Here is a 25,236-nt window from a genome sequence, read left to right as displayed (position 1 = left end):
GATAAAAGCCAGGCTATAACAGCTCATCCAGGCGTTCCTTCAATCTTTGCGTATCATAGCGAATAAAGGCTCCATTCACCGTACCGACGAGCACTTCATGATCCGTTACGTTCAGCGCACCGTTTCTGGCATATAACTCTCGCAAATCGACGTTTCCGGTGATCACGTTATGCAATCTTCCCAAGCTTCTGCCGTCCTCCTTGTTCAACACCACAAGATCGCTTCCCCAACTCAGAAGCAGGTACTGATCCAGGATTCCATAGCTGCTGCCGACCAAATGGGACAGATCGTCACTGGCTTTGGCAGTAGTCTCCATCTTCCATATAATGCTGCCGCTCTCTTTATCTACAGCTGCCGGAATGCCGTTCAAGGTAAGATAGACTCGCTCCCCCTCGATGACGCCGCGGGCGGCCTTGCCTTTCACGGTCCATAATTCCTTATCTTCCAGGCTGTCATACAATACGCTTTCGTAAGCGGTAGCCCCGCTGAAATACTCCCCATTCAGTGCACGCTGCACCAATAGATACCGCTCATTCAGCACCTCGAACCGTTCCATCTCACGTGCTGGATATACGCTTTTGCGCTCGCCGGTTTCCGTATGGAGCAGAACCCATTCCTTGCCAAGCAGAACCCATCTTGTGGTCATATCCGCAGGAGATACCGGATCGTAGCGGTAGCCTCCGGTAAAATAGGGATCTCGGGACGGATCGTCCATGAACTTGTTCCCGACTTTAATATCCCATGCCGCTTTGCCGGTTACGGGATCGTAAGCGGTAAGCTGTCCGTTCTGCTCGATGAGCACGTACGGATCATCCGTGCCTTGGTTCAACAGGCGATGTTCACCGGACAACGTTTTTTTCCAACGCAGCTTTCCGGTTTCCTGATCCAGCACACTTAGCACGCTTTTGGTTTCGTTCATGTTCAAAGCTTCATCCAGAATAATCGTATCGGCTGCAGCCGTCATCGTCAGGCCAAATTCATGCTTCGGCTTAACCTCCCATAACACTTGTCCATCCGACAACCGGATATGCCGCACGCGGGCTACATAATCCTTAACCTCCGGGTTATAAGCCGAGTACAGGGTAACATGCTCCCGCTCCTTGTCCGTGACAGCCGTATACCAGCCAAATCCCGCATCCTCCTGCCACAGCTTCTTACCGTTGCCGCGGTCTATCGCATACAAGGAAGAGTTATCATGCATTCCGCTATATCCACCATCATCCCCCTTGAGGAGCAAAACCTCGTCGTTTGCCTCAAGCAGGAAGGTGAAATTCAGATTGCCCTGATTTCGCCAGTCGGGCTCGGCTTCTAGAGACTTCAGCGGCGGTACGGCGGCAAAACGATAGGTAAACTCGTAATCATCGCCAGGACTGTAACTCCGCTCAAAGGAATCGGTCCCCGGAATCGTCCATTCGCTGGCCGTCAGCTTTCCGGACGGAGAGAACGTCACGGTATAATGGGCATCCCGCTGCTCATATCTCCAGGTCTCCCCGAGTATCATCGGTTTATTGGAGCTCATCTCCTGATTCCGCGATGTCTCCCTCGCCTGCGGTTCGCCAAGCAGCTTTTTCACATAAGAAGAAGGGGTGCCTTTCTTGAAAAGAAACTCCGTCAAGTTGCGTACCGCATCGGTCGTTACTTCCGAATTTCCATCGAGAAGCCCGTCAGGCATCGCCTTCTTGGCGGTCGTGTCCTTGCCCCGTACCCACATCATGGCCGAACGGTAGATCCGGTAATCTTCCTTCCACTTGGCAGGACTAATCATGACGCCGTACCAGTCCTTCCACTGGGCTACGGCGATGAGTGACGTTCCGGTTTGGGATATCGGCCATTTCACTGTGCTTCCGGGAGCAAGATATATACTGCCGCTGCTGCGCAGTTGAAGCGAGAGCGGGGAAATTGGTTTCACTTGGGCAGCTTCCTTGGAAACATACCATGTCGGGAGCCACAGGTCTCCCCGGGAATCGGATTTGATTAACGCCATTTCCCCCTTCACGGAGTGAAGTCGGAGCGATTCTCCCTTGGCCCCATAATAACTGACCTTGAGATTTGTCGGATTGCTGTTCTTATTAAGCGCATTAGGGAAAAAAGCTGCCTTTTGCTGAAGCATGACGCGTTGACCGGATGTAAAGCCCCCGGCTCCGGCAGCATCGGCGAATACGGTACGAGCGCTCTCCTGCGTCTGCTGAGCCGGAATCCCAACAAGTGAAATACAGACGGCTGCCGTTATTCCGATAAATAGTCGCTTTCGGATCGATACGCGTAAACTCACAGAAACCATCCTCTCCCATACAAGCATATATAATGTAAACGCTATTATAAGGCAATCTGTTCCAAAATCAAAACAAAAAAACTCCCTTCCAGGAAAGGAGCCTATCCTAAATCTCTTTATGGTCGTCTACATTCACGAAAAGTTCTCGTTAAAATAATTTCTGCTACAACTTCACAATCAGCCGTCTTCCCTGTATTATCGAACCTCCATACGCCAACTTGCTTCGGATAGGGTATGGCCCTCCGTTTGCCTGCCTGTCATTTTTCTGGTGCGGTTTGTCACCCCGTTTGCTATTTCCCCCCATAACTCCCCCAGAAAGGATGCTGGAGCCATCGACGTGCTTCTATGGATTGCTGTTGCCGTCCCGCCAATGGATCGATTCTCAATCCGCGGATCTTCGACGGACATCTTGAGCTCTGCGCATCCCGATAGCAATATGACACCAACCATCACAATGATTGCCGGCCATGCCATCGTAATCCTAATGCTCCGTTTCACATGTTGTATGGATTCCATCCCGACTGCCTCCTTATGTACGTTCCTAAAGGAAAGTATAAGGAACACATCTTATCAATCCATGGTCCAAGTTCTTAACGAATGCTTAAATAAAGCTGAACAATTCCATATGGACCACGCAGAAGCAGGCGGGACTTCCGTCTTAGAATCATATAAAAAAACGCCCCCTTCGAGGGAGCGTTCGCTTGGATATCCTCTGCTGCTATGCAAAGGTAGAAAAACCACCGCGCGGCAAACTTGAAGAAGCAGCCACTATACGACTTTAGGAAATCGGGTTTCAAAAATCGTCCTCTGCCGATCGCTCCGCACCCGGATTTCGCCGCCCTGGACTTCGACAATGCTCTTCGTAATGGCCAATCCCAAGCCGGTGCCCCCTGTCTGCTTCGAACGGGAAGCCTCCACACGGTAGAAGCGGTCAAAGATGAACGGCAAATCCCGCTCGGGAATCGGATCGCCATAGTTGGTGAAGCTGATGCTCACCTGATTGCCATCGCTGCGGACGGCGATGTCGATCCTTTTGCCCGACTCACCGTAACGGATCGCATTGGTTATCAAATTCTCGTAAGCCCGGACGAGCTGGGCGCCGTCTGCCCGAATAACGAGGTCTTCCTCTGCCGCAAGCTTGCATTCCATCCCGGATTTCTCCAGGGCGGGAACGAATTCCTCGATCAGCTGTCTCATGAACTGAGCCATATCGATCTCCCGGATATCCAGCGGAAGCCCGTTATTAATCCGTGTGTACTCGAATAAATCATCAATCAGCTTCTTCAGATTTTGCGCTTTCTCATAAGCGATATTCACGTAATATCGCAGCTCCACTTCATCCTGGTACCGGTCTTCCTCGATCACCTCCAGAAAACCCAGTATCGATGTAAGCGGCGTCCGCAAGTCATGGGAAACTCCCGTAATCAGATCATTCTTTGTTTTCTCCGCGTTGCGCTCCTCCAGAATGGATTGGTGAAGCTGCCTGCTCATCTGGTTGATGCTCTCAGCCACCTCACCCAACTGGCTGCCTGACTGAACCGGGATGTCGGTGTCGAAATTCCCCTTGGCAATCTCGCGAAGCCCGTTCCTGATTTCCTCCAGATAAACGTTCAACTGTTCGGTCATGCGGTTTATGCTGGAAGCGACGACGCCTAATTCGTCTTGGGATTTGAGCTCGATTCTGGAATCGAATCGTCCCGCCGTGATGTCCTGAAGACCGGTCTGGATTTTCTGCAGATCAAGGACAAACCACTTCGTGCTCATATAATAGCTGACAAAAAAGAGAAGGATGCCCGCAACCAGCATAACCGGATCCGAGCCAATATGGTTAATGATCCAGACTAGCGGCGGCTTGATTGCCGGAATAGAGAGTATCAGCGTACTTAACGCATAGAGTATGATAAGCAGGGCTGCCGTGATGCCGATGCTGGTAAGCAGCATAAGCAGCATCTTCAGGCGGATGCTATGAAGCTTCATTACTTTCAAGTTAGTCACCTCTGCTTAAGTTTACTCTATTTTGTAGCCGATCCCCCACACTGTCTTAATATATTCCGGCTGCTGCGGATCCTTCTCGATCTTCTCGCGCAGCTTGCGAATATGTACCATGACCGTATTTTTCGATTCCATGAACGGTTCATTCCACACCTCGGTATAAATCTTGTCCATGCTAAGCACGAGTCCGCGATTGATGGCCAGCATATGCAGCAGGTCAAATTCGCGCGGCGTCAGCTTAATCTCAACGCCTGCCACCGTTACCCGGTGGGAAGCGACATTTATAATCAGCTCATCAATCTGAATTTCGTTCTCATCCCTCACCGAGCTGCTGTTCAGCTGTTTGTATCGGCGGAGCTGTGATTTGATCCTAGCGATCAATTCCAGCGGGCTGAACGGCTTGGTCACATAATCATCCGCGCCGATGCTGAGCCCGGCGATCTTGTCAATCTCCTGACTCTTGGCGGACAGCATAATGATCGGCGTGTTGTTCTCCTCCCGGATTCTCATGCATGCCTCAATGCCATCCATCTTCGGCATCATGACATCGAGGATGATCAAATCCACTTTATGTTTTTTTAGAATCTCCAGCGCTTCCAGGCCATAAGATGCGGTGAGGAGCGTATAGCCCTCATTCCTGACGTAAATCTCCATCAGTTTCAAAATTTCGGTTTCATCATCAACCATCAATATCGTAACTCCAGACATGGCTCCTCCTTGATTAAAAGCGGCAGTCAGCATAACGCTTTTTACGTCGTCTTGCACCATGGATGTGCAGACTGTGCGTTGCTGCTGTTTTGGTTTTTCTTCGCCACGGCCATGCCCTCGTCAGGTATACATCCTTGTTGGCTATCGCCATAGACTATGAACCGGAAAGCGGCACAGCCGGCGTATCGGTTGGTTTAACCGATCTCTTCGCCTTCGGAATATTACCGAATATCACCCATGAACCCGGTATATATCGAACCGTCAATTCCACGACGATCCATGAACATCCTAAGGCTGCCGCAAAACCGCCTGCATACCATAGATGGGTCAGCATCGAGTTCCCCGTGGTTAGCGGGAATTGACGGTAGACGAGCAGAAAGAATGGATGAATAAGATAAATCCCGAAGGACACGGCCCCCAGTCTCTCCAGCGCCGGCGTCCATCCGCGTACTCCGGCCCGGTAGAACAAAATGGCGAACTGGAGCAGGACAAGCGTCCCAAAGTAAGTATGCATATTCCACAGCAGCTCATACAGCGTTGAATTATATCCGGTTCCGTGAAGGCGGTTGTTGTAATAAATGTAAACATGGCCGAGACCGGCAGCGGCCCATGCCATCCACAGCATCGTCCAAGCAGCGATGCGGTAAGGCTGTGCGTTGGCACGGCTGATCACAAGCCAGGCCTTCAGTTTCGGGTAATAGATGCCGATAAAGGCGCCCAGCATGAAATAGGCAATGTAGGACAATGCCCAGCTCCCTTTATTCGGTACCTGCCAGTAGTACTTATTCATCAGTATAAACGTCCACTGGATCACCAGTCCAATCGGTATCGCCCATTTTGCAAGCTGGGGGACCTTCTTGAACAGCCACAATACAAGCGGAAACAGCACATAAAACTGAATGCTGATAAATACGAAATATAGATGCGTGTACGCTTTGCCAGTCAACAGCTTTTGAACAAAGCTCTCCATCGTCTCGCCGAACGGCCTGCCCTGATAATATAAATAGTGCAGGAGTGCGAAGTAGAACACGGAGAACAGCGTATACGGAATGATAATATACAGCAGTCTTTTTTTGTAAAATCCGCCGATCAGCTTCTTTGTCGTGGGACGGTCATAGTAATTATAGAAGAGTACCAGACTGCTCAAAAATATAAATGTCGGCGTTCCGTATTTCATGAAGATGTTCATGAAATTGTACAAAAAAAAGTATTTGGAGTCCGTCATCGCAGATACGGCATACGATGTGGAGTGAACGGACAGCACGCCGATGATGGCGAATGCGCGTACCAATTGCAGCTCGGGAAGACGTTCCCTTGGTAAAGCGTTTATTTTGTTCATGGCAGTACCCTCTCATCTTTTAAAATCCGATTATTCTCGTTCTTCGCGAAACAGATTCATCTAGTATAGTAGACAGTTCTTAACGCCATACTTCCAAATTCTTATCATTTGCTTAAGATTATGGTCCTTCCTCCTAATAAAATTCTCCTTGATCATAAAGAATCCTTGGACTTACAATAAGAAAAACATCTATCGACGTACTTTCTCAGAAGACAAACCGCGTATAGCGGAAGTTTTTCTTGCGAGATAAGGATGGTAAGCCTCTGAAGTTTATACTTTCTTATCTCTTAAAAATAATAATCTTTTCCGAATTGGGGGGAATTGGATGTTGCACTTGATCCGTATCATTCGAAGTAGCTAGGCTCGGGTTCATAGAGGACCGGGCCATGTCCAAGTTATAACTCGTCGCCATTTTGGCTTCGAACGAATGAGGGTCAATCTGTTTACAGCATCCCATTTTATCTAATGTGGAAGGTGGACAATATAAATGAATTCACAGGAATACAAGCAGTTTTATGATATCGTAGGAGCCTCAAACGGGTGGGACTTCAGCCAGGTCCGATGTATCTCGGAAGGTGTAAAGTGGGATTTTTACGATCAGGTCGGCAAATTATGCCAACCATCCGACGTTGTGCTCGATATCGGAACGGGCGGCGGAGAAAGCTTGTTATCCATCGCTGACAAAGCAGCATCGCTGGTTGGAATCGATCTTTCGCATGCGATGATCGAGACAGCCCGGCGGAATGAACGGAACGTATCGGCTTCCAATGTACGCTTTATGCAGATGGATGCAGAGGCGCTTCAATTCCCGGAGGCGTTTTTCAATTTGATCTCATGCAGACACTCCCCTTTCCGTGCATCAGAGGCGGCAAGAGTATTAGCAGAGGATGGCGTGTTTTTGACACAGCAGGTTCGCGAATGTGATAAAGCCAATCTGGCTCAAGCCTTTGGCAGAGGACAATCCTCCCGTGAAGACGGTGCCTTAAAGGATCAATATATGAAGGAACTTCGGCTTGCCGGGTTCCGCGATATCCAATATGCCGAGTACGATGCGGTCGAATACTATGAGCGTGAAGAGGATCTCATCTTTCTGCTCAAGCACACGCCCATCATCCCCGGGTTTGGACAGGAGGAATCGGATTTTCGCATCCTGCAGCAGTTCATCAGAGACCATCGCACAGATCGCGGAATCCGAACGAATTCCGCACGGTTTATGATAGTGGCACGGAAATAACCGGCTCCTCTGGAAATCCATAACCCGCAGCATTCCGCTGGTAAACAGAAAAAGCGCACAAGGGTCGAAGCCCTTGGCGCTTTTTTTAGAGAGGTTTCCCAGCACATAAAAAAGCAAGTCCCTCGCAAAAGGAGGAGCTTGCTTTCGGTATGGTTATCATCTCATCGACCAAGGAGCGCTATTAACCGTTGACCAGCAGTTCTTTCAGCTGCTTGATCTGCTTACGTTCGCCCGCTAGTACCAGCGTCGATCCCGCTGTCAGGATGTCGTCCGGACCCGGATTGATTTTCTGCTCTTTCTTGTTCACAATCGCTAATACATTAGCACCTGTACGTTGACGAACCTGAAGCCCTGCAATGGATTGTCCCACGCATTTGTAATGCGGCTCGATGCGAGCCCATTCGATGATCAGGTCTTCAAGTGTCACCTCGATGGTCTCCAGCGCTTTCGGCTTATACGTCATGCCTCCGATGATGCCGGCGATTTGTCTAGCCTCATCATCCTCTAATGTAATCTGGGAGATGGTCTCCTCAGGATCGTCATCTTCAAAATGGTACAGCTCTCTACGGCCATCGTCATGAATAACAATAACCAGCTTATCCCCTGATCTCGCCTGAATAAGGAACTTCTTCCCGATACCCGGCAGATCAGATTCGCGAATAATACTCATGTGAAAATCCTCCGTTCTGGGGTTAATTCAATCTCTAGATTATATAGATTAGTTGGAAGAAAGTAAATCATCCCGGCATCCTTACACTTTCCTTTTTTTTACTTTCTCCACAGGTTCGCTCCATTTGAATATTTTATTCACTCCACGGTAGACACGTTTTGATTCCTTGGCTAGAAGAGGCCCGAGGATCGCAAGAATCAGAACATAAAGCGCCGAGAATGGTTTCAGCACGGCGGACAGTCCGCCAGCGAGTCCCAGATTCGCAACGATGATCGTAAACTCCCCGCGTGCCATGATAGTCAATCCGATGTTAAGCGACGACTTATGCGACAGTCCGGCCTTGCGTCCCGCGATCATGCCTGCTACAAGATTACCAATAATGGTCAGTCCCACAGCACCGAGTGCCAGCCATAACGCATTCCCCAGCGTGGTCGGGTCGATGCCGAGACCGAAGCTGAAGAAGAAGATCGCGCCAAAGAAATCACGGAAAGGAATGACCAGCTGTTCGATCCGTTCGCTATGATCCGTCTCGGATAAGGCTAGTCCGAACAGCAGCGCGCCAATCGCTTCAGCTACGTGCAGCGTCTCAGAAAATCCAGCAATAAAGAACATCGATGAGAAAACAACGATAATGAAAATTTCGCTGGACGTTATATTCAGCAATTTGTTAAGTATAGGTGGACCTTTTCTCGCAATAACAAAGAACAACAGCATATAACCAATGGATATACACACGGAGATAATCGTTGCCCCTACCGATGTGGCCCCGCCCAACAGCAGTCCGGACATAATCGATAAGAACACCGCAAGGAATATATCATCGAACAAAATCATGCCGAGTATTAGCTCCGTCTCCGCATTACCGGTGCGCCGCAGATCCACCAGTACTTTGGCCACAATCGCAGTAGAGGAAACTGACAACATCCCTGCTATGATTAACGTCTCGTACAGCGGCATGTTGATCACAAATCCGTAAGCCAGGCCCAGGGCAAAGTTCAATATGACATATACGGTTCCGCCTACCACGATGTTTCGCCCGGACTTGATTAATTTCTGAACGGAGAATTCAAGACCAAGGTAAAAGAGCAGGAATAGAATACCGATCTGTCCCAGAAAATCTATGATTCCCTGGCTCTCAATAAATTTAAAGTCTAGAATTCCTATCGTTGGTGCATGCGGACCTACAAGCATCCCGAGTACAATCAAGAACGGTATAATCGAGAACTTGAGCTTTCCTGCAATTATGGAGGCTATAGCAACCAGAATCAGAGCAGTTCCAACCTCAAACATCATATGGTCCATAGAAGACCTCCTCCTCCTCAAATTTGACTTCTGGCAATCATTTCTATTATACATAAAAATGCATACATTTACAAAGCAACGGCAATATTCTTGTTTGAACACCCATTGCATGCTAAATTATACACATGAAGTACAGGCTTAATTTTATTATCGATTTTATGGTTTCCAAAAAATATAAATTATATCCAAATTCTTTACCACACGAAAGAAGATGAATATTTATGCATTATAATGAATACAATACCAGGTAAAAAAATCCATATATTGCGCGAATCAAACGGCCTTCTGGACTATCACCTTTCTCTTATTTCACACGAAAAAGAAGCCCGGTGGCTGCAACCACGGGGCTTCCGGCTATTTTCAAATGATTATTTAAACCAACCTTTTTCTTTAAAACGCGTGATCGCTTCGATCCGGTTGCTGACGCCAAGCTTATCAAGAATAACGGAAATATAATTCCGCACGGTACCTGTCGTAATAAACAGCTGGTTGGCAATTTCCTTCGTATTCTTGCCGTCCGCTATCAGGCCCAGCACTTCCTTTTCCCGCTCCGTCAGCGGATTCTCTTCACCGGAATACGCTTCATCCACCAGCTCGGAGGCGTATATTCGTCTGCCTGCCATAATGCTCCGAATGGATGCAGCCAGTTCCTCGCTTGGGCTGTCCTTAAGCAGGTAGGCGTTGGCGCCGGCCTTCACGGCACGCTCGAAATACCCCGGCCGGGCAAAGGTCGTCAAGATCATTACCTTGCAGCCAAAGCCCTTTAATGCTTCGGCAGCCTCAAGTCCGTTCATCATCGGCATCTCAATATCCATGATACAGATATCCGGTTTATGAAGTTTGACAAGCTGTACGGCATCCTTCCCGTTCCCTGCCGTCCCGACCACTTGCATATCTTCTTCCAGATCAAGCAGTGAGGCCAGGGCTCCAAGCAGCAATCGCTGATCTTCGGCTATGACAATTCGGATCATATTCCCGCCTCCTTATCCGGCATTCTGAGCACATTAGGTACACGAAGGACCAGCGTAGTCCCCTCGCCGGAAGTGAGCTCCATGCTTCCGTTTACGAATTCAAGCCGCTCTCTCATTCCCCGCAGTCCATTTCCGCGGTTTCTCGCATCGGTCACGAACCCTGTTCCATTGTCCTTCACCCTCGCAACCAGATCTGTTTCCGTGGATTCGATCACAATGGAGCACGCCGTAGCATTGCTATGTTTCACTATGTTATTCACGGCCTCTTTCAGGCACATGCTGATCACATTTTCATTCATTAACGACAGATTTTCCGGCTCCAACGTTCCCTCAAAGTTCAATTCAATCTGGGCAGCCTTTAGAATTTGCTGAATGCGGAAAATTTCATCCGTGAGCCGGGTCCCCCGCATCCGTGTCACCATCTCACGCACTTCCTGGAGTGCCGTTCTGGCCGTCTGGCGCACATCGTTGATCTCGGCCTGAGCTCTTTCCGTATCTTGCGTCATCAATTTACCGGCCAAATCACTTTTGAGGCCGATGAGAGACAGCTTCTGTCCGAGTGTATCATGCAAATCGCGGGCTATCCGCTGACGTTCCTCCAGCTTCACTAGTTCCGAAATCCGTTTGTTGGCATCCTCCAGCTGACCCTGCAGCTGATCATTCTTATTCCGGTTATAGTTCGTCACGGGCAGCAGAATCACCCCGACTACACTGACAAGCATAAATGGGAGCTGCGTGATAAAGAACGGATTCCGCGTTAACAATCCATAATTGACCGTAATGATGGTCGTGACCAGATGGATGGAGTACAGCGTGATAAACCCGGCTTTATTCTTGATGTTCCCGATGAAAAATGCGAGGAACAACGAGAAATAGATATACCCGAATACCAATGACATCGTTATCGATATTAAAATTTGCAGACTCGTCCAGAAGTAGACGAGCCAGCCTTTGGCCAGAAATGAAAGCACATAGAAGGCGAAGAACATCACAATCATCAGTGTTCCGAAGACAACCTGGTAGGTAGAGGTCGAACGAAAGATGAAATAAAACGGAAGGATGTAGAAGACGACCCATACATAAGGGCTCAGCCCCGTACTTTTATGAAATATCTGATACCATTTCTGCATGGAGTCCCACCTTCTGTCGGTTCAAGCTTTTGTCCTCATTTCTACATAACGGACCCGTATTCTTATTCATTTCTATTATAATCTCGTCTCGAACGGAATTACTCGCCCTGCACTCTAGGTCTGCTGCTCGCCAGGCTCTTCTCGGCTTTCGCCAATACCGATTCCTGCGGTTTACGGAGCGACTTCTTGGCTTCCCTAAACGTGACGAACACCTTTTTCTCTTCATCCCACAGACGGAAACGAATAGACTTCAAACTGGTCTTGAGCGTAATTGTCGTTGCCTTTTGCAGCGGAGGAGCTGCTTCATGCGCCTTCTCCAGGTTATAATTAGGAACCTTCGGGCTAAGATGGTGAACGTGATGGAAGCCGATGTTGCCGGTGATCCATTGCAGGACCTTCGGAAGTTTGTAATAAGAGCTGCCTTCTACGGCTGCATTGATATAACTCCACTCTTCATCATGCTCATAGTACGTTTCTTCAAATTGATGCTGTACATAGAACAACCAAATGCCAAGCATCCCCGATACCATGAATATAGGAGCTTGAACGAGCAGGAATGCCTGCCATCCAATCGCCCAGCACAGCAATGCATACAGAGCAACAATCGAAATATTCGTTATATAGTTACTGATCTTCTCCTTGCGTCTCGCGCCTTTACGGTTGAAACGATAGGTTATCAGAAAAATAGCAATAGGACCCAGTCCAAACATCACAATCGGATTACGGTAAACCCGGTAGTATAGACGCTGCCAAAAGGAAGCCTCCCCATACTCTTCAACGGTCAATACCCACATATCGCCGATTCCCCGCTTATCGAGGTTGCTGCTCGTGGCGTGATGAATCGCGTGCGTGTTCTTCCATTGTTCGTAAGGACACAAAGTAATAACGCCTGTAATCGTACCGAGAATTTTGTTCGCTTTGCGGCTTTTAAAGAAAGATCCGTGACAGCAGTCATGGAATATGATAAACGTCCGGACAACAAACCCCGAAGCAATCACCGCTATGGGAATGGTAAGCCAGTACGATACGGATAAGCTTAAATAGGCTGCATACCATAGCAGTATCAAGGGAACCAGTGTATTGAAAAGCTGACCTATACTCGCCTTTGTGTCAATTTCTTCATAAGGGGCAACGTTCTTTTTCAAGCTGGACAGTTTGTTATCGGGTTTAGCCATAGTTGTCTTCCTCCTCGAAATAAAGCGTAAAGACATTCTGAAGTTATCACGCATTTGTCTAATCTAATTATAGATAGGATGTCACGCGTGTCGTAGTCATAAACGTCATTTCGGGAGTATGACAAATATCATATATCGGTCCGGGAATCGGCCGGAAACCGCAGTCCGACCTGGCGTCTGGCTTCCTCCATGATTTCAGCCGTAATGAGTGAGTTGGCATGGGTATTGATTGCACTTTCCCGTTCGCCGCATTGGATTAAATCGATAAATTCCCGGGCTTCATAATACATCGATTCATGGGTCTGCAGCTGGGTGACGTTCTCAATGGTGCCGTCTCTATAATGGATCTTCACATCATAAGGCTGATTGATCTTGTCGATAATCATCGTGCCGTTCTCGCCCTGAATTTCGGCAGGTGCATAGGAATCGCTGATCTTGGAGTGCATGATCACGGCATCCATCTCGGGATAGGACAACAACAGGCTGCCCTCGCCATCAACCCCGGAGGATAGCATATAGCCGGAAGCTTTGACAGAATCCGGTTTACCGAACAGAGTGACCATCGGGTACAGGCAATAAATCCCCAAATCCATGAGTGAACCGTTGGAATACTCAGGGTTGAACGCATTCAGTACCGTCCCCTGCTTGAACGCGTCATAGCGGGAGGAATATTGGCAATAGCTTGCAAAATAACGCCGAATTGGGCCCAGCTTGTACAGGTTGTCCCTGACGGTCTTGAAGTTCGGCATCAGCGTCGACTTTAACGCTTCCATTAGCAAAACGTTGTTATTCTTCGCTGCTTCAATCATGGCGGACACTTCGACTGCATTAGAAGCCATCGGCTTCTCGCAAAGGACATGCTTCCCGTGGTTCATGCATAATATCGCCTGATCGACGTGATAGGAATTCGGACTCGCTATGTACACCGCGTCAATCTCGTCATCCTGCAGCATCGTCACAAGATCCGTGTACACTTTGGGATCCGCGTACTTGGCCGCGAAAGCCCTGCCCTTCTCTTCCGTACGGGAGTATACGGCAGCAAGAATAAATTCTTCCGTCTCCAGAGCGGCTTGGAGAAACCGCTCGGTAATCCAGTTTGTGCCGATAACGGCAAAACGGATGTTCATCCCTAATCCCTTCCCTTCTTATCTGATTGTGATTGATCTTTCGCTTTTCGTTACATCCATCCTTCAAACGTTGAAATTCGCTCGCGTGCCGAATCCGGAATCGGCGTGCTCTTGCCGGATTCGGTATCGATGAGCACAATGGTTCCACGCCCGGCCGCCTTTAAGGCGTCGTCCACCACGATCGCATACTGGACGTCCATGGAGGAGCGTCCGATCTCAGCTACCCGGACATGAAGCTTAAGTGCGTCCTTCAGATACAATTGAGCAAGATATTGGCACTCCAGATCCGCAACCACCGACACCTTTTTGTCGCTGAACAGATCCTCGGTCAATCCCAAGTTCTCGAAATACTCAATGCGTCCCTGCTCAAAATACATGAAATAACTGACGTTATTGACATGACCCAGCATATCCGTTTCGCAGTACCTTATCTTTATCGGAATTTCAAAGTGAAACGTGTCCAGCCAAGCCTTGGGATCCGGTTGTATGAAGGTTGTTTTTTTCATGATGAGTCCCCTTTCTCTTTATAAGAGACAAATGTATGTACAATTTATAATCAGTCTTATACAAGGATAATGAATACAAGTTGAGTCCGTCAACTAAATAACCATATCATGGATAAAATGTCGGATTCGCCCGTAGAATAAGGCTTGAAATCCGCTTCTCTCATAGCTTGCCTAAATGCAGCTAGCCATGAAAAAAGACCACCCGCTCCGGAGCAGGATCACTGGAGGGATGGTCTCGATAAGTATGAATGGAACAAAGCTCGGTTAAAAAAAGCGCAGCTCAGGCGATCAATGCCGCTTCTTATAGTAGGTTAAAGCAAGCGCCAACGCCAGCACGGCGCCCTTCACGATATCCATCGCATAATACGGCACGGACAGCATGATCAGACCATTTTGCAATATACCGATCAATACTGCCCCAACAAAGGTTCCGAGCGCGTTCGGCTTGCCCGCTCCGAATACGGAGTATCCGATAAAGGTTGCAGCGACGGCATCCATCAGATAAGGTCCGCCGGAGTTGACTTCGGCCGTCATAACCCGAGCCCCGAGGATAATGCCGCCGATGGCGGCAAACAAAGCTGAGACCAGATAAGCGATCAGTCGGTATTTACTCACCGGTATCCCGGATAATGCCGCGGCTTCGCGGTTGCCCCCGATCATGTACATGTACCGCCCGTGTTTCGTATAGGTCAGAAACAGATGGACCACGAGGACCACGAGCACCATAATGATGATGATCCATGGCACCTGCCCGATCTTCTCAAACACCGCCGGAATTTTACCGGTGGCAAAGTCTCCGCTCGGCAGGATCATATTCTGGGAAATGGTAGCGCCGCGGGTATACGTGAGCGCAACGCCCTGAAAGATAAACATCGTCGCCAACGTCATCAGCATATCATCAATTTTGAAATTGATGACCAGGAAGGCGTTGATCAATCCCACGACCAGACAGAACAGCAGCGTGAGACCAATGCCGATGCCGATATTTTGCCCGTGCCAGACAAACATGGAAATGACCAGCGCGTTCGCCAGGGAAGCCGTCGAGCCAACAGACAGGTCAAAGCCGCCAACGGCCAGCGATACGGTCAGCCCTACAGCAATGATCGTCACGATCGAGATCGAACGGAGTATGTTAATAATGTTGCTTGTATTCAAAAAGTTGTCGGCGACGGTCCCGAATACCAGAATAAGTACGAATACCGTAATCAACGTGCCGTATTTATACAGAAAATCAAAAGCGAAACTAGCTGCCGGCTTCTCCTTAACAGGTCTTGCTGTATTCATGTCAACCCGCCTCCTGTGCAATAAAGCAATATTTCCTCTTCGTTGGATGACTGCGTAATTAGCTCCTTCGTGATGCCGCCGTCATACATCACATACACCCGATCCGTGATGCCAACGATTTCGGACAGCTCGCTTGAGGCGTACAGCACGCATTTCCCCCGCTTGGCCAGCTCGGCCACCAGATGGAAAATGTCCCTCTTCGCGCCAACGTCAACCCCTTTGGTCGGTTCATCAAAAATATACACATCCGCGTCAACCAGCAGCCACTTGCCGATCGCCACCTTCTGCTGGTTGCCCCCGGACAGGTTTCTCACCTTGGCTCGCTCATTCGGCGTCTTAATCCCGAGCGACTCGATCATCTCCCTCGCCGCCTGCTTTTCCTTGCCGAAGCTAAGCCAGGATCCCCACTTGGAAAAACGGGACAGCACCGCAGCCGTTAAATTGACGGATACCGGCTCTTCCACGAAGACGCCTTCACGACGGCGTTCCTCAGGGACCAGCGCAATGCCATGCGAAACGGCATCGTGCGGCGAGCGGATGCGGAGCTTATTTCCGTTCAGCGTGATCTCGCCGGTTGATGTGTCGGATGCTCCGAATATCGCCCGGCACAGCTCGGTTTTCCCGGCCCCGACCAGTCCGGCCAGACCGACGATCTCCCCTTTGCGAATGTGCAGGTCAACGCCGTTGATTTTGCCTGGGTCCAACATGTCCTTCACCTCGAACCAGACGGTGCCGATGTCTCGTTCAATATGGGGAAACTGCTGCTCCATCTTGGAGCCCAGCATGTACTCCACCACTTTTGGCTGTTCGATATTCGCAATGCGGTCGCTCTTCACCAGCCGACCATCCCGCATGATCGTAATATCATCGCAGATTTCATACAGCTCCGGCAGCCGGTGCGATATGAAAATAATGCCGACCCCATCCTGCTTCAACTTGCGCACCAGCTTGAACAGCTGCTCCGTCTCGCTGTGGCTGAGCGGCGCGGTCGGTTCATCCAGCACCAGAATCCGGCACTGCTTGGAAACGGCTCTTGCGATCAGCACCATCTGCTTCTCCGCCAGCGTCAGCTCGGAAATCAGCTTCTTGCCGGGAACCCGGATATTCATCCGTGCAAGAATCGATTCGGCTTCCCGATGGAGCTCCTTCCAGCGGACCAAGTGCCGTTTGCCCATATCGTGAACCGTCCGGTCAAGCATAATGTTCTCCCCGACCGTCAGGTTCGGAATGAGCGCCGTATCCACCTCTTGATAAACGATCTGAATGCCCAGGTCCTTCGCTTCCTTCGGTGAACGAATGTCCGCCTTGCTCCCATCGATCCAGATCTCGCCCTCGTAATGGTTGTACGCTCCCGACAGAATCTTCATCAATGTAGATTTCCCTGCGCCATTCGCGCCGATCAACGCATGTGCCGTTCCTGCGGTCGTCTGAAAATCCACATCGGTTAACGCCTTAACGCCCGGAAAAGAAATCGATATGTGCTTCATTTGAAGTAAGGGTGCCGTATTCGACGAGTGGGTCGAGGCGGCAGTTGTTGGCTCCATCACGCTTCGCAAGTGTATTCTTCCCTTCAAATAGGATAGGGCGCCCCTATCGATGACCGATAAGAGCGCCTGTATGAATATTGCTGTTTATTTGCCGCTGGCTTCTTTCAACGCCTTCATCCAATCCTCTTCGAATTCGGTGCTTGTCCCCCAGCTAGGGATAATATCCGCCAGGTTGACCATGTTGACCGCTTCAGCTGCACCCGCAAGGTCGGAGCGCTCAATCAATACAGGCTCCAGATTATGCGTAGCAGGTGTTTCCTCGCCGGCAATCTTCTTAGCCAGCAAGCGAACGTTGATCGCGCCGATCGTTTTCGGGTCTACGGCCGCCGTAGCTACCCAAGGGCTGTCCGGCTTCTGGATCAGCTCCAGGTCTGCGTTGGATACGTCGATGCCGTAAATCTTAACCTCGGTGCGTCCCGCTTCCTCCAGCGCTCTGGCTGCGCCGATGGCGAATGCATCCCAGGTTGCGAAGATTGCATCGATTTCGCCCTTCGGATATTTCGTTAGGATGGCGGATACCGCATTTTGCGTTTCCAGGGAAGTCTGGTCGCTCGCTACGCCAAAACGCTCCACTTCCTTGATGCCCGGATTGTTCTTCAGCGTTTCCTGATATACGGCATTGCGTCGTACCATCGGCGGGAATCCGTCTACCCAGAGATAGACAATGTTGGCTTCCGGCCCCTGCTCTTCAACCAGCTTGTCCAGCGCCAGCTTCGCGAGCTGCTCGTCATCCTGCGAGGTCTGGGTTACCCCTGCAATGTCGCCGATCTCTGGCAAGGAGTCAAATGTGACGACCGGAATTCCTTTTTCGGTAATCTTCTTTACGTCCTGCACCGATGCAGGATCGTCGCCATGCGATATGATAAATCCATCGTAGTCGCTGTCAATGGCTTGTGCGATCGCATCGTGGAATTTGGCGGAGTCTCCGTTCGCCGAGAAGGTATCTACCTTAAACCCGAGAGCTTCGCCTTCCTGTTTCGCACCTGCCAAAAATTGCGCCGTATGATCATCGCCCCCGATTTTCCGGACGACCATCAATTTCACCGGATCCTTCTCGGCAATGCCTGCCGGCAGGTTCTCGACCTTGTCCGCCAGATTGCCTGCCCCGCTACCGCCGCCGCTGCCCGATTCGGCACATCCGGTTAAGACGATCATAAACGCGAGCACCAGCGTCGTTAATTTCCTTACATGTTTACTGCCTTTCATGTTCTCTCTCCCCCTGTTTTCCGTAAAAAGGACAAATATTAATACAAGTAATCCTATAGGATTTAACTGGAGGCGTCAACCATTATTTTTCCGCTTTAATGCATTACACCACATAGGCAAAAAAAATGAAAGTGATTTCTAACTCTCGTTCGGCTTTCGAGAAGCTATCATTTTTAAAAAAGTCAGGCCCTTACGACATATTCAGAATGAAGCAAACTCATCAGAATACGATCCACATACGAGCCGTTCTTATACGCTTCATCACGCAGAATTCCGTCCCGCTGAAAACCGGCTTTTTCATAACACCGAATTGCGCCGGCATTGGTAGCATCCACGGTAAGATACACCTTGTGCAAATTCAGTCTCTCAAAAGCGAACTGAACGAGGACTTGCGTAACCTCCGTGCCGTAGCCTTGTCCCCACACGCTTTTATCTCCGATCCATATCCCGAATTCCGCTTTGCGCGCCCAAGGATCGATCTTGAACAACTGAGCATTGCCGAGCGGCTTCCCGTCCAGGTTGAGCACAGTGAAATATGCACCTGACGGGTCACCCTCCGCATATTTCTGTGTCCGTTTCTTCACGGTTGCCGGGGTTAAAGGCACCCCGGTACCGGATGGAAGTGTAGAACTCACTTCAGAATCCGTAAGCCATTGATATCGTTGCTCCCAATCCTCTTCGACGACTGGTCTGAGAATTACCCGTTGCCCATACAGCATAACGTCATCCCCTTTGTTTATATATGTATCGGTAGCTCCAAGCCCCTATTTCATACTCTAAGTTCAAATCTTATTTAAAAAGAGCTTCGGGACGCAGTGATTCACGCCCGAGCTCTTTCTAATTGATAAGCCGTTCAAGATAATCCCGAGTTGGTTGCCTCTAACTTCGGCTCTTAAATCTGTTAATCCAAACGAATGCCCATTGTTTCGAGCCAAGCCTTCGCGATCAGGCCGTGTCCGGCAGGTGACGGATGCACGCCGTCCGGCGCCCAGAAGGCAGCTTCGCGGCGTACCGACGCAGCAGCGAACAATCCGTCCAGCGGCACCAGCAGCGCTCCGTATTCCACCGCCAATTCGCGAACGGCCGTGATTTTCGGATCCAGATCCTCGCGCCATAATCTGCGATCCTCCGGATGCGGCAGCACGAACGGTTCAACCAGAATCAGCTTGGCGTCCAGTGCCCCTTTAGTGCGTTCGATCAATTTACGGTAGCCGGCTTTATAATCCTCGGTGCTCGTCGGGTCCCCGCTGTCATACCGGCGCCAAGTGTCATTGATGCCGATATAGATGGATACCCAGTCCGGTTTCAGGTCCAGGCAATCCTCCTGCCATCTGTCATTCAAGTCGACAACCCGGTTTCCGCTGATCCCTCTATTCAAAAAGGTTACGTTTAACTCAGGAAATTTCATGCCGAACAACGAGTCGATCAATAGCGGGTAGCCGTTCCCCAAGCTGCCGGAAAAGTTCCGGTCACGACCGCAATCCGTAATGCTGTCCCCTTGAAATAATACGACATCCCCTTGCTGCAAACGATTCATTCCACTTCCTCCTCATCGGTATGTTGCTATTGTGCGTACCATTGGAAATTCGTAGGCTCATGTCTCGTGAGAACGCTTCCTAACATTTAAATATTTGCCGTGCAGGGCTCAATTCCTTTTTATAAACCAAGCAAATCATTGATTATGACCGAATTTTTTTGGAATCCCCGTTAGGTGAATAAAACGTCTATCAACGTACTTTCCCGGAAGACAGACGGCATCTAGCGGAAGTTTATCTTGCGAGCTCAGGATGGTCGACCTCTGAAGCAGATACTTATTATCTCATAAAAAAACCTGCCCCGACTTCGGTCGGGACAGGTTCTAGTATGGTTCGATTAGGCTCCGGTCGGCATGGCCACCCAGTGGCCCTCCGATACTTCCACAAGCTCCGAATGCTCGAGATTATATTTGTCCTCTCCGGTGCGCTCTTCCAACAGTACCCGTTTCTTCTTGGATTCGATCTTCGGATCGGGTACCGGAATCGCCGCGAGTAAAGACTTCGTATAATCATGCTGGGGATTGGAGTACAGCTCTTCGCTTTCCGCCAGCTCCACGATTTTGCCCATATACATAACGGCAACCCGGTCACTGATATGCTTCACCATCGACAGGTCATGCGCAATAAACAGATAGGTCAAGCCCAGACGGTGCTGCAGCTCTTCCAGCAGCTTCACGATCTGCGATTGGATCGACACGTCGAGCGCGGAGAGCGGCTCATCGCACACGATGAATTTCGGCTCCACCGCCAGCGCCCGGGCAATCCCGATCCGCTGGCGCTGACCGCCTGAGAATTCATGCGGATAGCGCGTGGCGTACGCCGGATCCAATCCGACCATATCCAGCAGCTCCTCGACCCGTTTCTTCCGCTCCTGCTTACTGCCGGTCAATTTGTGAACATCCAGCGCTTCGCCGATAATGTCCACCACCTTCAATCTCGGGTTGAGCGAAGCATACGGATCCTGGAAAATCATCTGCATATGGCGCCGCATGGCCTTCATTTCCGAAGGAGATAGGCGATTCACGGACATTCCCTGATACAGCACTTCTCCACCGGTCGGCTGATGAAGGCGAAGGATAGCTCGTCCCGTCGTCGATTTACCGCTTCCGGATTCCCCGACGACCCCGAGCGTTTCCCCTGCCTGAATGTGAAAGCTGATATCATTCACCGCTTTAAGCACATTCCCTTTGCCCATATCAAAATATTGCTTCAAAGACTTAACCTCTAACAGCGGTCCTTTGTAATCCGTGCTTGGCACGATGATCGGCGCAGGCTTTGCTTTCTTCTTCTCGTCCAGACGCGGAAGCGCGTTTAACAGCTTCAAAGTATAGGGGTGCTGAGGATTCTCGAAGATTTCCTCCGTGGTTCCCGTTTCCACAATCACGCCGTCCTTCATCACCGCCACGCGGTCGCACATGCCTGCAACGACGCCGAGATCATGCGTGATCAATATAATGGAAGAACCGAAGCGCTCCTGCATATTTTTCATCAAATTAAGGATCTGGGCCTGAATGGTTACGTCAAGCGCCGTTGTAGGCTCATCCGCAATCAGCAGCGCAGGTCTGCACGCCAGGGCGATGGCGATCATCACTCGCTGCCGCATGCCGCCCGAGAACTCATGCGGGTACTGGTTATAGCGCGCTTCGCTGTTCGGTATGCCGACCAGCTTCAGCATCTCAAGCGCCTGCTTCTTCGCTTCCTGCTTGGACAGCTTCTGGTGTTTCACCAGGCTCTCCGATATTTGTTCCCCGATTCGGATCGTCGGATTAAGCGAAGTCATCGGATCCTGAAAAATCATCCCGATATCGCGTCCGCGGATGCTCTCCATCTCTTTCTCGGTTTTCTCCGCCAGGTTCTGGCCAAGGAACAGGATCTCCCCATCCTTCATATAGGAAGGCGGAGACGGCAGCAGCCGCATGATCGAGCGCGCCGTGACGCTTTTGCCGCTCCCGGATTCTCCAACGATCCCGAGAGTCTCCCCTTTCTTCACTTCAAAGCTGACCCCACGCACCGCGTGAAATTCTGAATCACGGGATTGAAAGGCTACACTCAAATTTTTAACCTGCAATATCGGTTCCAACTCTGCTCACCTGCCATTATGCATTTATGTCATTAAAGTAATATCATCTACAACTCTTATAATCTATTGACTTTTAAAATAGGCTAAAATAAAATATACTATATCACTCGGAATAATGCAATTTGAAACAAGGAGGAAAGGCAGCTTATGGGGGGGACAGAAGCAGCAAGACCAAACAGACTCATAGGTTTGATAAGCAGCACATACAGTAAGATCCTTCTGAATCCTTCTTATAGATACTTACTATTATTATTGGGAGCGCCCGTGAATCTCGTGGTCTTCCTATTTTATTTGGTTCAGAGAAAGAAGGACGACTACACAGCGGCGGAGAACCGCATACGCAGCGAGATGCTGGCTGCCGGATATCTGGAGGCCCTACGCTCCGAGATGATGGAGCAGCAGAAACGCAAGCACGACTTTTTCAAGCAAAAAGTCAATGAGGGGCAGCTCCGGCAGGAAGTCGACAAGATCGTAGAAGCAAGGTTCCAGGAAGTCCTCAAGGAACGGACCGCCAAGGAACTGAAGCTGAACAACCGTAAACGGTTGACCATGGCCGATACGTTTGGTTCTCTTATCGAGAATCCGTTGTTCTTCATTATATCACTTATTCCAGGCTTGCTGATGTACATCCTTATTTTTTTGTACAGCAATCCTTACCTGAAATATATTCTGGAGAGACTCGTGATGACGGTCTTCGTTATCTTTGGCGTAGCGGTGCTCGTCTTTACGATTCTCCACTTGTCGCCGTTCAACCCTGCAGCCAACATCCTGGGCGAGACGGCAACACCGGAACAGATCGCGGCTTTTAACAAAATGCACGGACTGGATCAGGGCTATCTCACGCAGCTGTGGAACAACATTAAAGGAATTGCCTACTTCGATCTCGGCAAATCCTTCTCGGGCAATGAAGAGATTACCTCAAGCATCGCCAGAAAGTTCCCGATTACGCTGACGCTTACGGTCATTTCCCTGATTATCGCGATTGTGATCGCATTGCCGATCGGGATTATCTCGGCTACGAGACCGAATTCGTTTTTTGATTATACGTTTATGTTTATCGCGCTGATCGGGCTGTCCATTCCGAATTTCTGGCAGGGACTGATCTTCATCCTGAATTTCTCGATCAAGCTGCAGTGGCTCCCTGCCACCTTTAATCCGGAGAACTGGTTGTCCATGATCATGCCGGTGATCGTGCTCGGTACAGGACTTACCGCTTCAGTAGCGAGAATGACGCGCTCCTCAACGCTGGAAGTTATTAATGAAGATTACATGATAACAGCCAGAGCGAAGGGGCTCAGCAAGGGTACCATCCTGATGAAGCATGCTGTCCGCAACGCCATCATTCCGATCATTACCGTCATCGGACTTCAGTTCGGCGGGATGCTCGGCGGCTCTGCCGTTACGGAGAAGGTATTCAACATCAGCGGTATCGGCAGCTACATCGTCGATAAACAATTCATCCCTGACATTCCGGCCATTATGGGCGGCGTAGTGTACACCGCCATTACCATATCGCTGGTGAACGTCATCATTGATATCTTGTACGCGTTCTTCGATCCACGGATCAGATCCAAGATGAAACAATACTAAAGCAGGTGTACTCATGATCAAGAAGCTTCTTTCTAAACAAGAAACCAAACACCAGCTGAAATCCTCACACGAGTACAGTCAAGCCAGCTTCACATGGGTTATTTCTTTGACCTTAACGGTGATCCTGCTTCTGAACAGCTTTGATTTCACTGGGGGAACCATTAAACCGTGGGTGTTCACCGCCTTTGCGGTATACGCATTGTTTACCATCATTCAGATTATCATTACGCTGTTGATCCGAAGAGATCTTCAAAGCCAGGGAGAAATCCGGCGCTCGACGAGGATCCTGGGTTACATTCAGCTGCTGAGCATTGTCACGGGAAATCTGTTTACCGTCACTTTCGGTTTCAATCTGATTAAAAAGCAGAAGCCTCCCGAATATACGATTGCCGTCTACATGCTGTTAACCCAGCTGTTTGTCATCGCGATATCGGCGCTGAACCTGTTCAAGCCTTACGTCTCGAATACGTTTCTGCCGGCGATGGCCGTGCTTCTGGTTGTAGCCGTCATTCAGCTGATCGCGCTTATCCTTGTTGCCAGGTACGTCAAAGCGAATTACGCGCATCCCGCATTGACCTGGCTTGCCTTTCCGATCATACTGACTGCGGTAACGGGCAATATTTTTGCTCTGGTGCTCGGCATCAACCTGCTTGCGAAGATACGCAAGAACGGTAATCCGGCGATGACCCGCTGGGGTGACGTGTGGGTGAAGCTTACTGCCAACTCGACAGCCATGTCCGGACTGTTCTTTGTAATCTTCCTGTTCTGTCTGTCGGTAACCAGTCTGTTTACCTTCGATTACAGCATTGCGATCGATAACAACTATAGCGCCATCCTGCAGCCGCCAAGCCTGGTGTACCCTTTTGGTACGGACAACTTCGGCCGGGATTTGTTCTCCCGAATCGTATTTGGAGCCCGAATCTCGCTGATCGTCGGATTTGCTTCTACAGCCATCCCGGTTGTCATCGGCGGTGTTCTCGGTGCCATCTCCGGCTACTATGGCCGCCATACCGATAACATCATCATGCGTTTGCTGGATGTGCTGTACGCCATTCCGGGCATCTTGCTCGCCATTGCGATTATTGCTGCATTCGGAGCCAACACCGTCAATCTCATCCTGGCACTCAGCGTAGGCGCTATACCGACTTATGCGAGAACCATGAGGGCGAACGTGCTTCTGGTCTCCACCTTTGAATACGTCGATGCGGCCAGAGCCTTCGGCTCCAGCAATTTTTCGATTATATTCAAGCATATCGTTCCTAACTCGCTTGCACCCATGATTGTGAAATCCACGCTAACCATCGGTGCAGCCGTCATCTCGACGAGCAGCTTGAGTTATCTGGGTCTCGGCGTTGAGCCGCACATCCCGGAATGGGGCAATATCCTTAAGATCGGAAGCACGTATCTTGAGACGCATTCCTACTTGGCCATTTATCCGGGTCTAGCCATCATCGCGCTTGTCTTGTCCTTCAACTTCCTTGGCGACGGACTCCGGGATGCCCTTGATCCTAAGCTGGATTAATGCTTCAGTGCCCTTGGCACACTAACTAATGGTTTCAAAAAATATT

The 25,236-nt window shown here is 49.9% G+C and carries 21 protein-coding genes; 3 read left to right on the top strand and 18 right to left on the bottom strand.

Translation table 11 applies throughout. The features are described from left to right. Positions 1-13: 13 nt before the first annotated feature. From PAEVO_RS27185 to PAEVO_RS27165, 5 genes are all read right to left on the bottom strand, one after another. Positions 14-2,281, bottom strand: coding sequence for an outer membrane protein assembly factor BamB family protein (locus PAEVO_RS27185; RefSeq protein WP_243390975.1), 2,268 nt, complete (start codon positions 2,279-2,281; stop codon positions 14-16). A 186-nt stretch (positions 2,282-2,467) separates the two neighbouring features. After that, positions 2,468-2,788 carry a hypothetical protein gene (locus tag PAEVO_RS27180; RefSeq protein ID WP_100540614.1) on the bottom strand — a complete coding sequence of 107 codons (321 nt, stop codon included), beginning with the start codon at positions 2,786-2,788 and terminating at the stop codon, positions 2,468-2,470. Positions 2,789-3,040: 252 nt separating this feature from the next. Further along, a complete protein-coding gene (locus tag PAEVO_RS27175; RefSeq protein ID WP_100540613.1) occupies positions 3,041-4,258 on the bottom strand; it encodes a sensor histidine kinase in 1,218 nt (405 codons plus the stop codon). 21 nt (positions 4,259-4,279) lie between these two features. Further along, positions 4,280-4,972 (bottom strand): response regulator transcription factor, encoded by a 693-nt coding sequence (locus tag PAEVO_RS27170; RefSeq protein WP_100540612.1) that lies wholly within the window; start codon positions 4,970-4,972, stop codon positions 4,280-4,282. Positions 4,973-5,126: 154 nt separating this feature from the next. Continuing rightward, complete coding sequence (locus tag PAEVO_RS27165; protein WP_100540611.1) at positions 5,127-6,311, bottom strand: acyltransferase; 1,185 nt, start codon at positions 6,309-6,311, stop codon at positions 5,127-5,129. 487 nt (positions 6,312-6,798) lie between these two features. Between PAEVO_RS27165 and PAEVO_RS27160 the strand changes: the two genes are divergently transcribed. Continuing rightward, the gene (locus tag PAEVO_RS27160) at positions 6,799-7,545 is read left to right on the top strand and encodes a class I SAM-dependent methyltransferase (RefSeq protein ID WP_100540610.1); all 747 of its coding nucleotides are present in this window, start codon (positions 6,799-6,801) and stop codon (positions 7,543-7,545) included. 181 nt (positions 7,546-7,726) lie between these two features. Here the strand turns inward: PAEVO_RS27160 and PAEVO_RS27155 are convergent, their stop codons facing one another. The 13 genes from PAEVO_RS27155 to PAEVO_RS27095 all read right to left on the bottom strand — a co-directional run bounded on the left by PAEVO_RS27155 (position 7,727) and on the right by PAEVO_RS27095 (position 22,078). After that, complete coding sequence (locus PAEVO_RS27155; protein ID WP_071221197.1) at positions 7,727-8,215, bottom strand: cation:proton antiporter regulatory subunit; 489 nt, start codon at positions 8,213-8,215, stop codon at positions 7,727-7,729. A gap of 81 nt (positions 8,216-8,296) precedes the next feature. Beyond that, complete coding sequence (locus tag PAEVO_RS27150) at positions 8,297-9,517, bottom strand: cation:proton antiporter (RefSeq protein WP_100540609.1); 1,221 nt, start codon at positions 9,515-9,517, stop codon at positions 8,297-8,299. A gap of 368 nt (positions 9,518-9,885) precedes the next feature. After that, entirely contained in the window at positions 9,886-10,488 is a 603-nt protein-coding gene (locus tag PAEVO_RS27145) for a response regulator transcription factor (RefSeq protein WP_100540608.1), read from the bottom strand. Beyond that, positions 10,485-11,618, bottom strand: a complete 1,134-nt coding sequence (locus PAEVO_RS27140; protein WP_100540607.1) for a sensor histidine kinase — start codon at positions 11,616-11,618, stop codon at positions 10,485-10,487. The genes PAEVO_RS27145 and PAEVO_RS27140 overlap by 4 nt, the downstream gene beginning before the upstream one ends. A gap of 98 nt (positions 11,619-11,716) precedes the next feature. Beyond that, the gene (gene desA, locus PAEVO_RS27135) at positions 11,717-12,793 is read right to left on the bottom strand and encodes a Delta(5) desaturase DesA (RefSeq protein ID WP_100540606.1); all 1,077 of its coding nucleotides are present in this window, start codon (positions 12,791-12,793) and stop codon (positions 11,717-11,719) included. A gap of 128 nt (positions 12,794-12,921) precedes the next feature. After that, positions 12,922-13,920: a Gfo/Idh/MocA family protein gene (locus tag PAEVO_RS27130; protein ID WP_100540605.1), complete on the bottom strand. Its 999-nt coding sequence runs from the start codon at positions 13,918-13,920 to the stop codon at positions 12,922-12,924. A gap of 50 nt (positions 13,921-13,970) precedes the next feature. Further along, complete coding sequence (locus PAEVO_RS27125) at positions 13,971-14,426, bottom strand: acyl-CoA thioesterase (RefSeq protein ID WP_100540604.1); 456 nt, start codon at positions 14,424-14,426, stop codon at positions 13,971-13,973. A gap of 288 nt (positions 14,427-14,714) precedes the next feature. Further along, positions 14,715-15,710, bottom strand: a complete 996-nt coding sequence (locus PAEVO_RS27120) for an ABC transporter permease (RefSeq protein WP_100540603.1) — start codon at positions 15,708-15,710, stop codon at positions 14,715-14,717. Then, the gene (locus PAEVO_RS27115; RefSeq protein ID WP_243390950.1) at positions 15,707-17,254 is read right to left on the bottom strand and encodes a sugar ABC transporter ATP-binding protein; all 1,548 of its coding nucleotides are present in this window, start codon (positions 17,252-17,254) and stop codon (positions 15,707-15,709) included. The genes PAEVO_RS27120 and PAEVO_RS27115 overlap by 4 nt, the downstream gene beginning before the upstream one ends. Before the next feature lie 87 nt (positions 17,255-17,341). Beyond that, complete coding sequence (locus tag PAEVO_RS27110; protein ID WP_100540602.1) at positions 17,342-18,463, bottom strand: sugar ABC transporter substrate-binding protein; 1,122 nt, start codon at positions 18,461-18,463, stop codon at positions 17,342-17,344. 182 nt (positions 18,464-18,645) lie between these two features. Continuing rightward, positions 18,646-19,182 carry a GNAT family N-acetyltransferase gene (locus tag PAEVO_RS27105; protein ID WP_100540601.1) on the bottom strand — a complete coding sequence of 179 codons (537 nt, stop codon included), beginning with the start codon at positions 19,180-19,182 and terminating at the stop codon, positions 18,646-18,648. A gap of 182 nt (positions 19,183-19,364) precedes the next feature. Further along, a complete protein-coding gene (locus PAEVO_RS27100) occupies positions 19,365-20,000 on the bottom strand; it encodes an SGNH/GDSL hydrolase family protein (protein ID WP_100540600.1) in 636 nt (211 codons plus the stop codon). Positions 20,001-20,335: 335 nt separating this feature from the next. Beyond that, positions 20,336-22,078, bottom strand: coding sequence for an ABC transporter ATP-binding protein (locus PAEVO_RS27095; protein ID WP_100540599.1), 1,743 nt, complete (start codon positions 22,076-22,078; stop codon positions 20,336-20,338). A 147-nt stretch (positions 22,079-22,225) separates the two neighbouring features. Between PAEVO_RS27095 and PAEVO_RS27090 the strand changes: the two genes are divergently transcribed. Further along, positions 22,226-23,668, top strand: coding sequence for an ABC transporter permease (locus PAEVO_RS27090; protein ID WP_100540598.1), 1,443 nt, complete (start codon positions 22,226-22,228; stop codon positions 23,666-23,668). A gap of 13 nt (positions 23,669-23,681) precedes the next feature. Further along, positions 23,682-25,190 carry an ABC transporter permease gene (locus PAEVO_RS27085; protein WP_100540597.1) on the top strand — a complete coding sequence of 503 codons (1,509 nt, stop codon included), beginning with the start codon at positions 23,682-23,684 and terminating at the stop codon, positions 25,188-25,190. The last annotated feature ends 46 nt before the right edge of the window (positions 25,191-25,236 follow it).

This window comes from Paenibacillus sp. GM2FR (assembly GCF_002803325.1).
GTDB lineage: Bacteria > Bacillota > Bacilli > Paenibacillales > Paenibacillaceae > Paenibacillus_AQ > Paenibacillus_AQ lautus.
The sequence above is the reverse complement of the archived record's forward strand: the minus strand, read 5'-3'. Positions and strand labels throughout refer to the sequence as shown.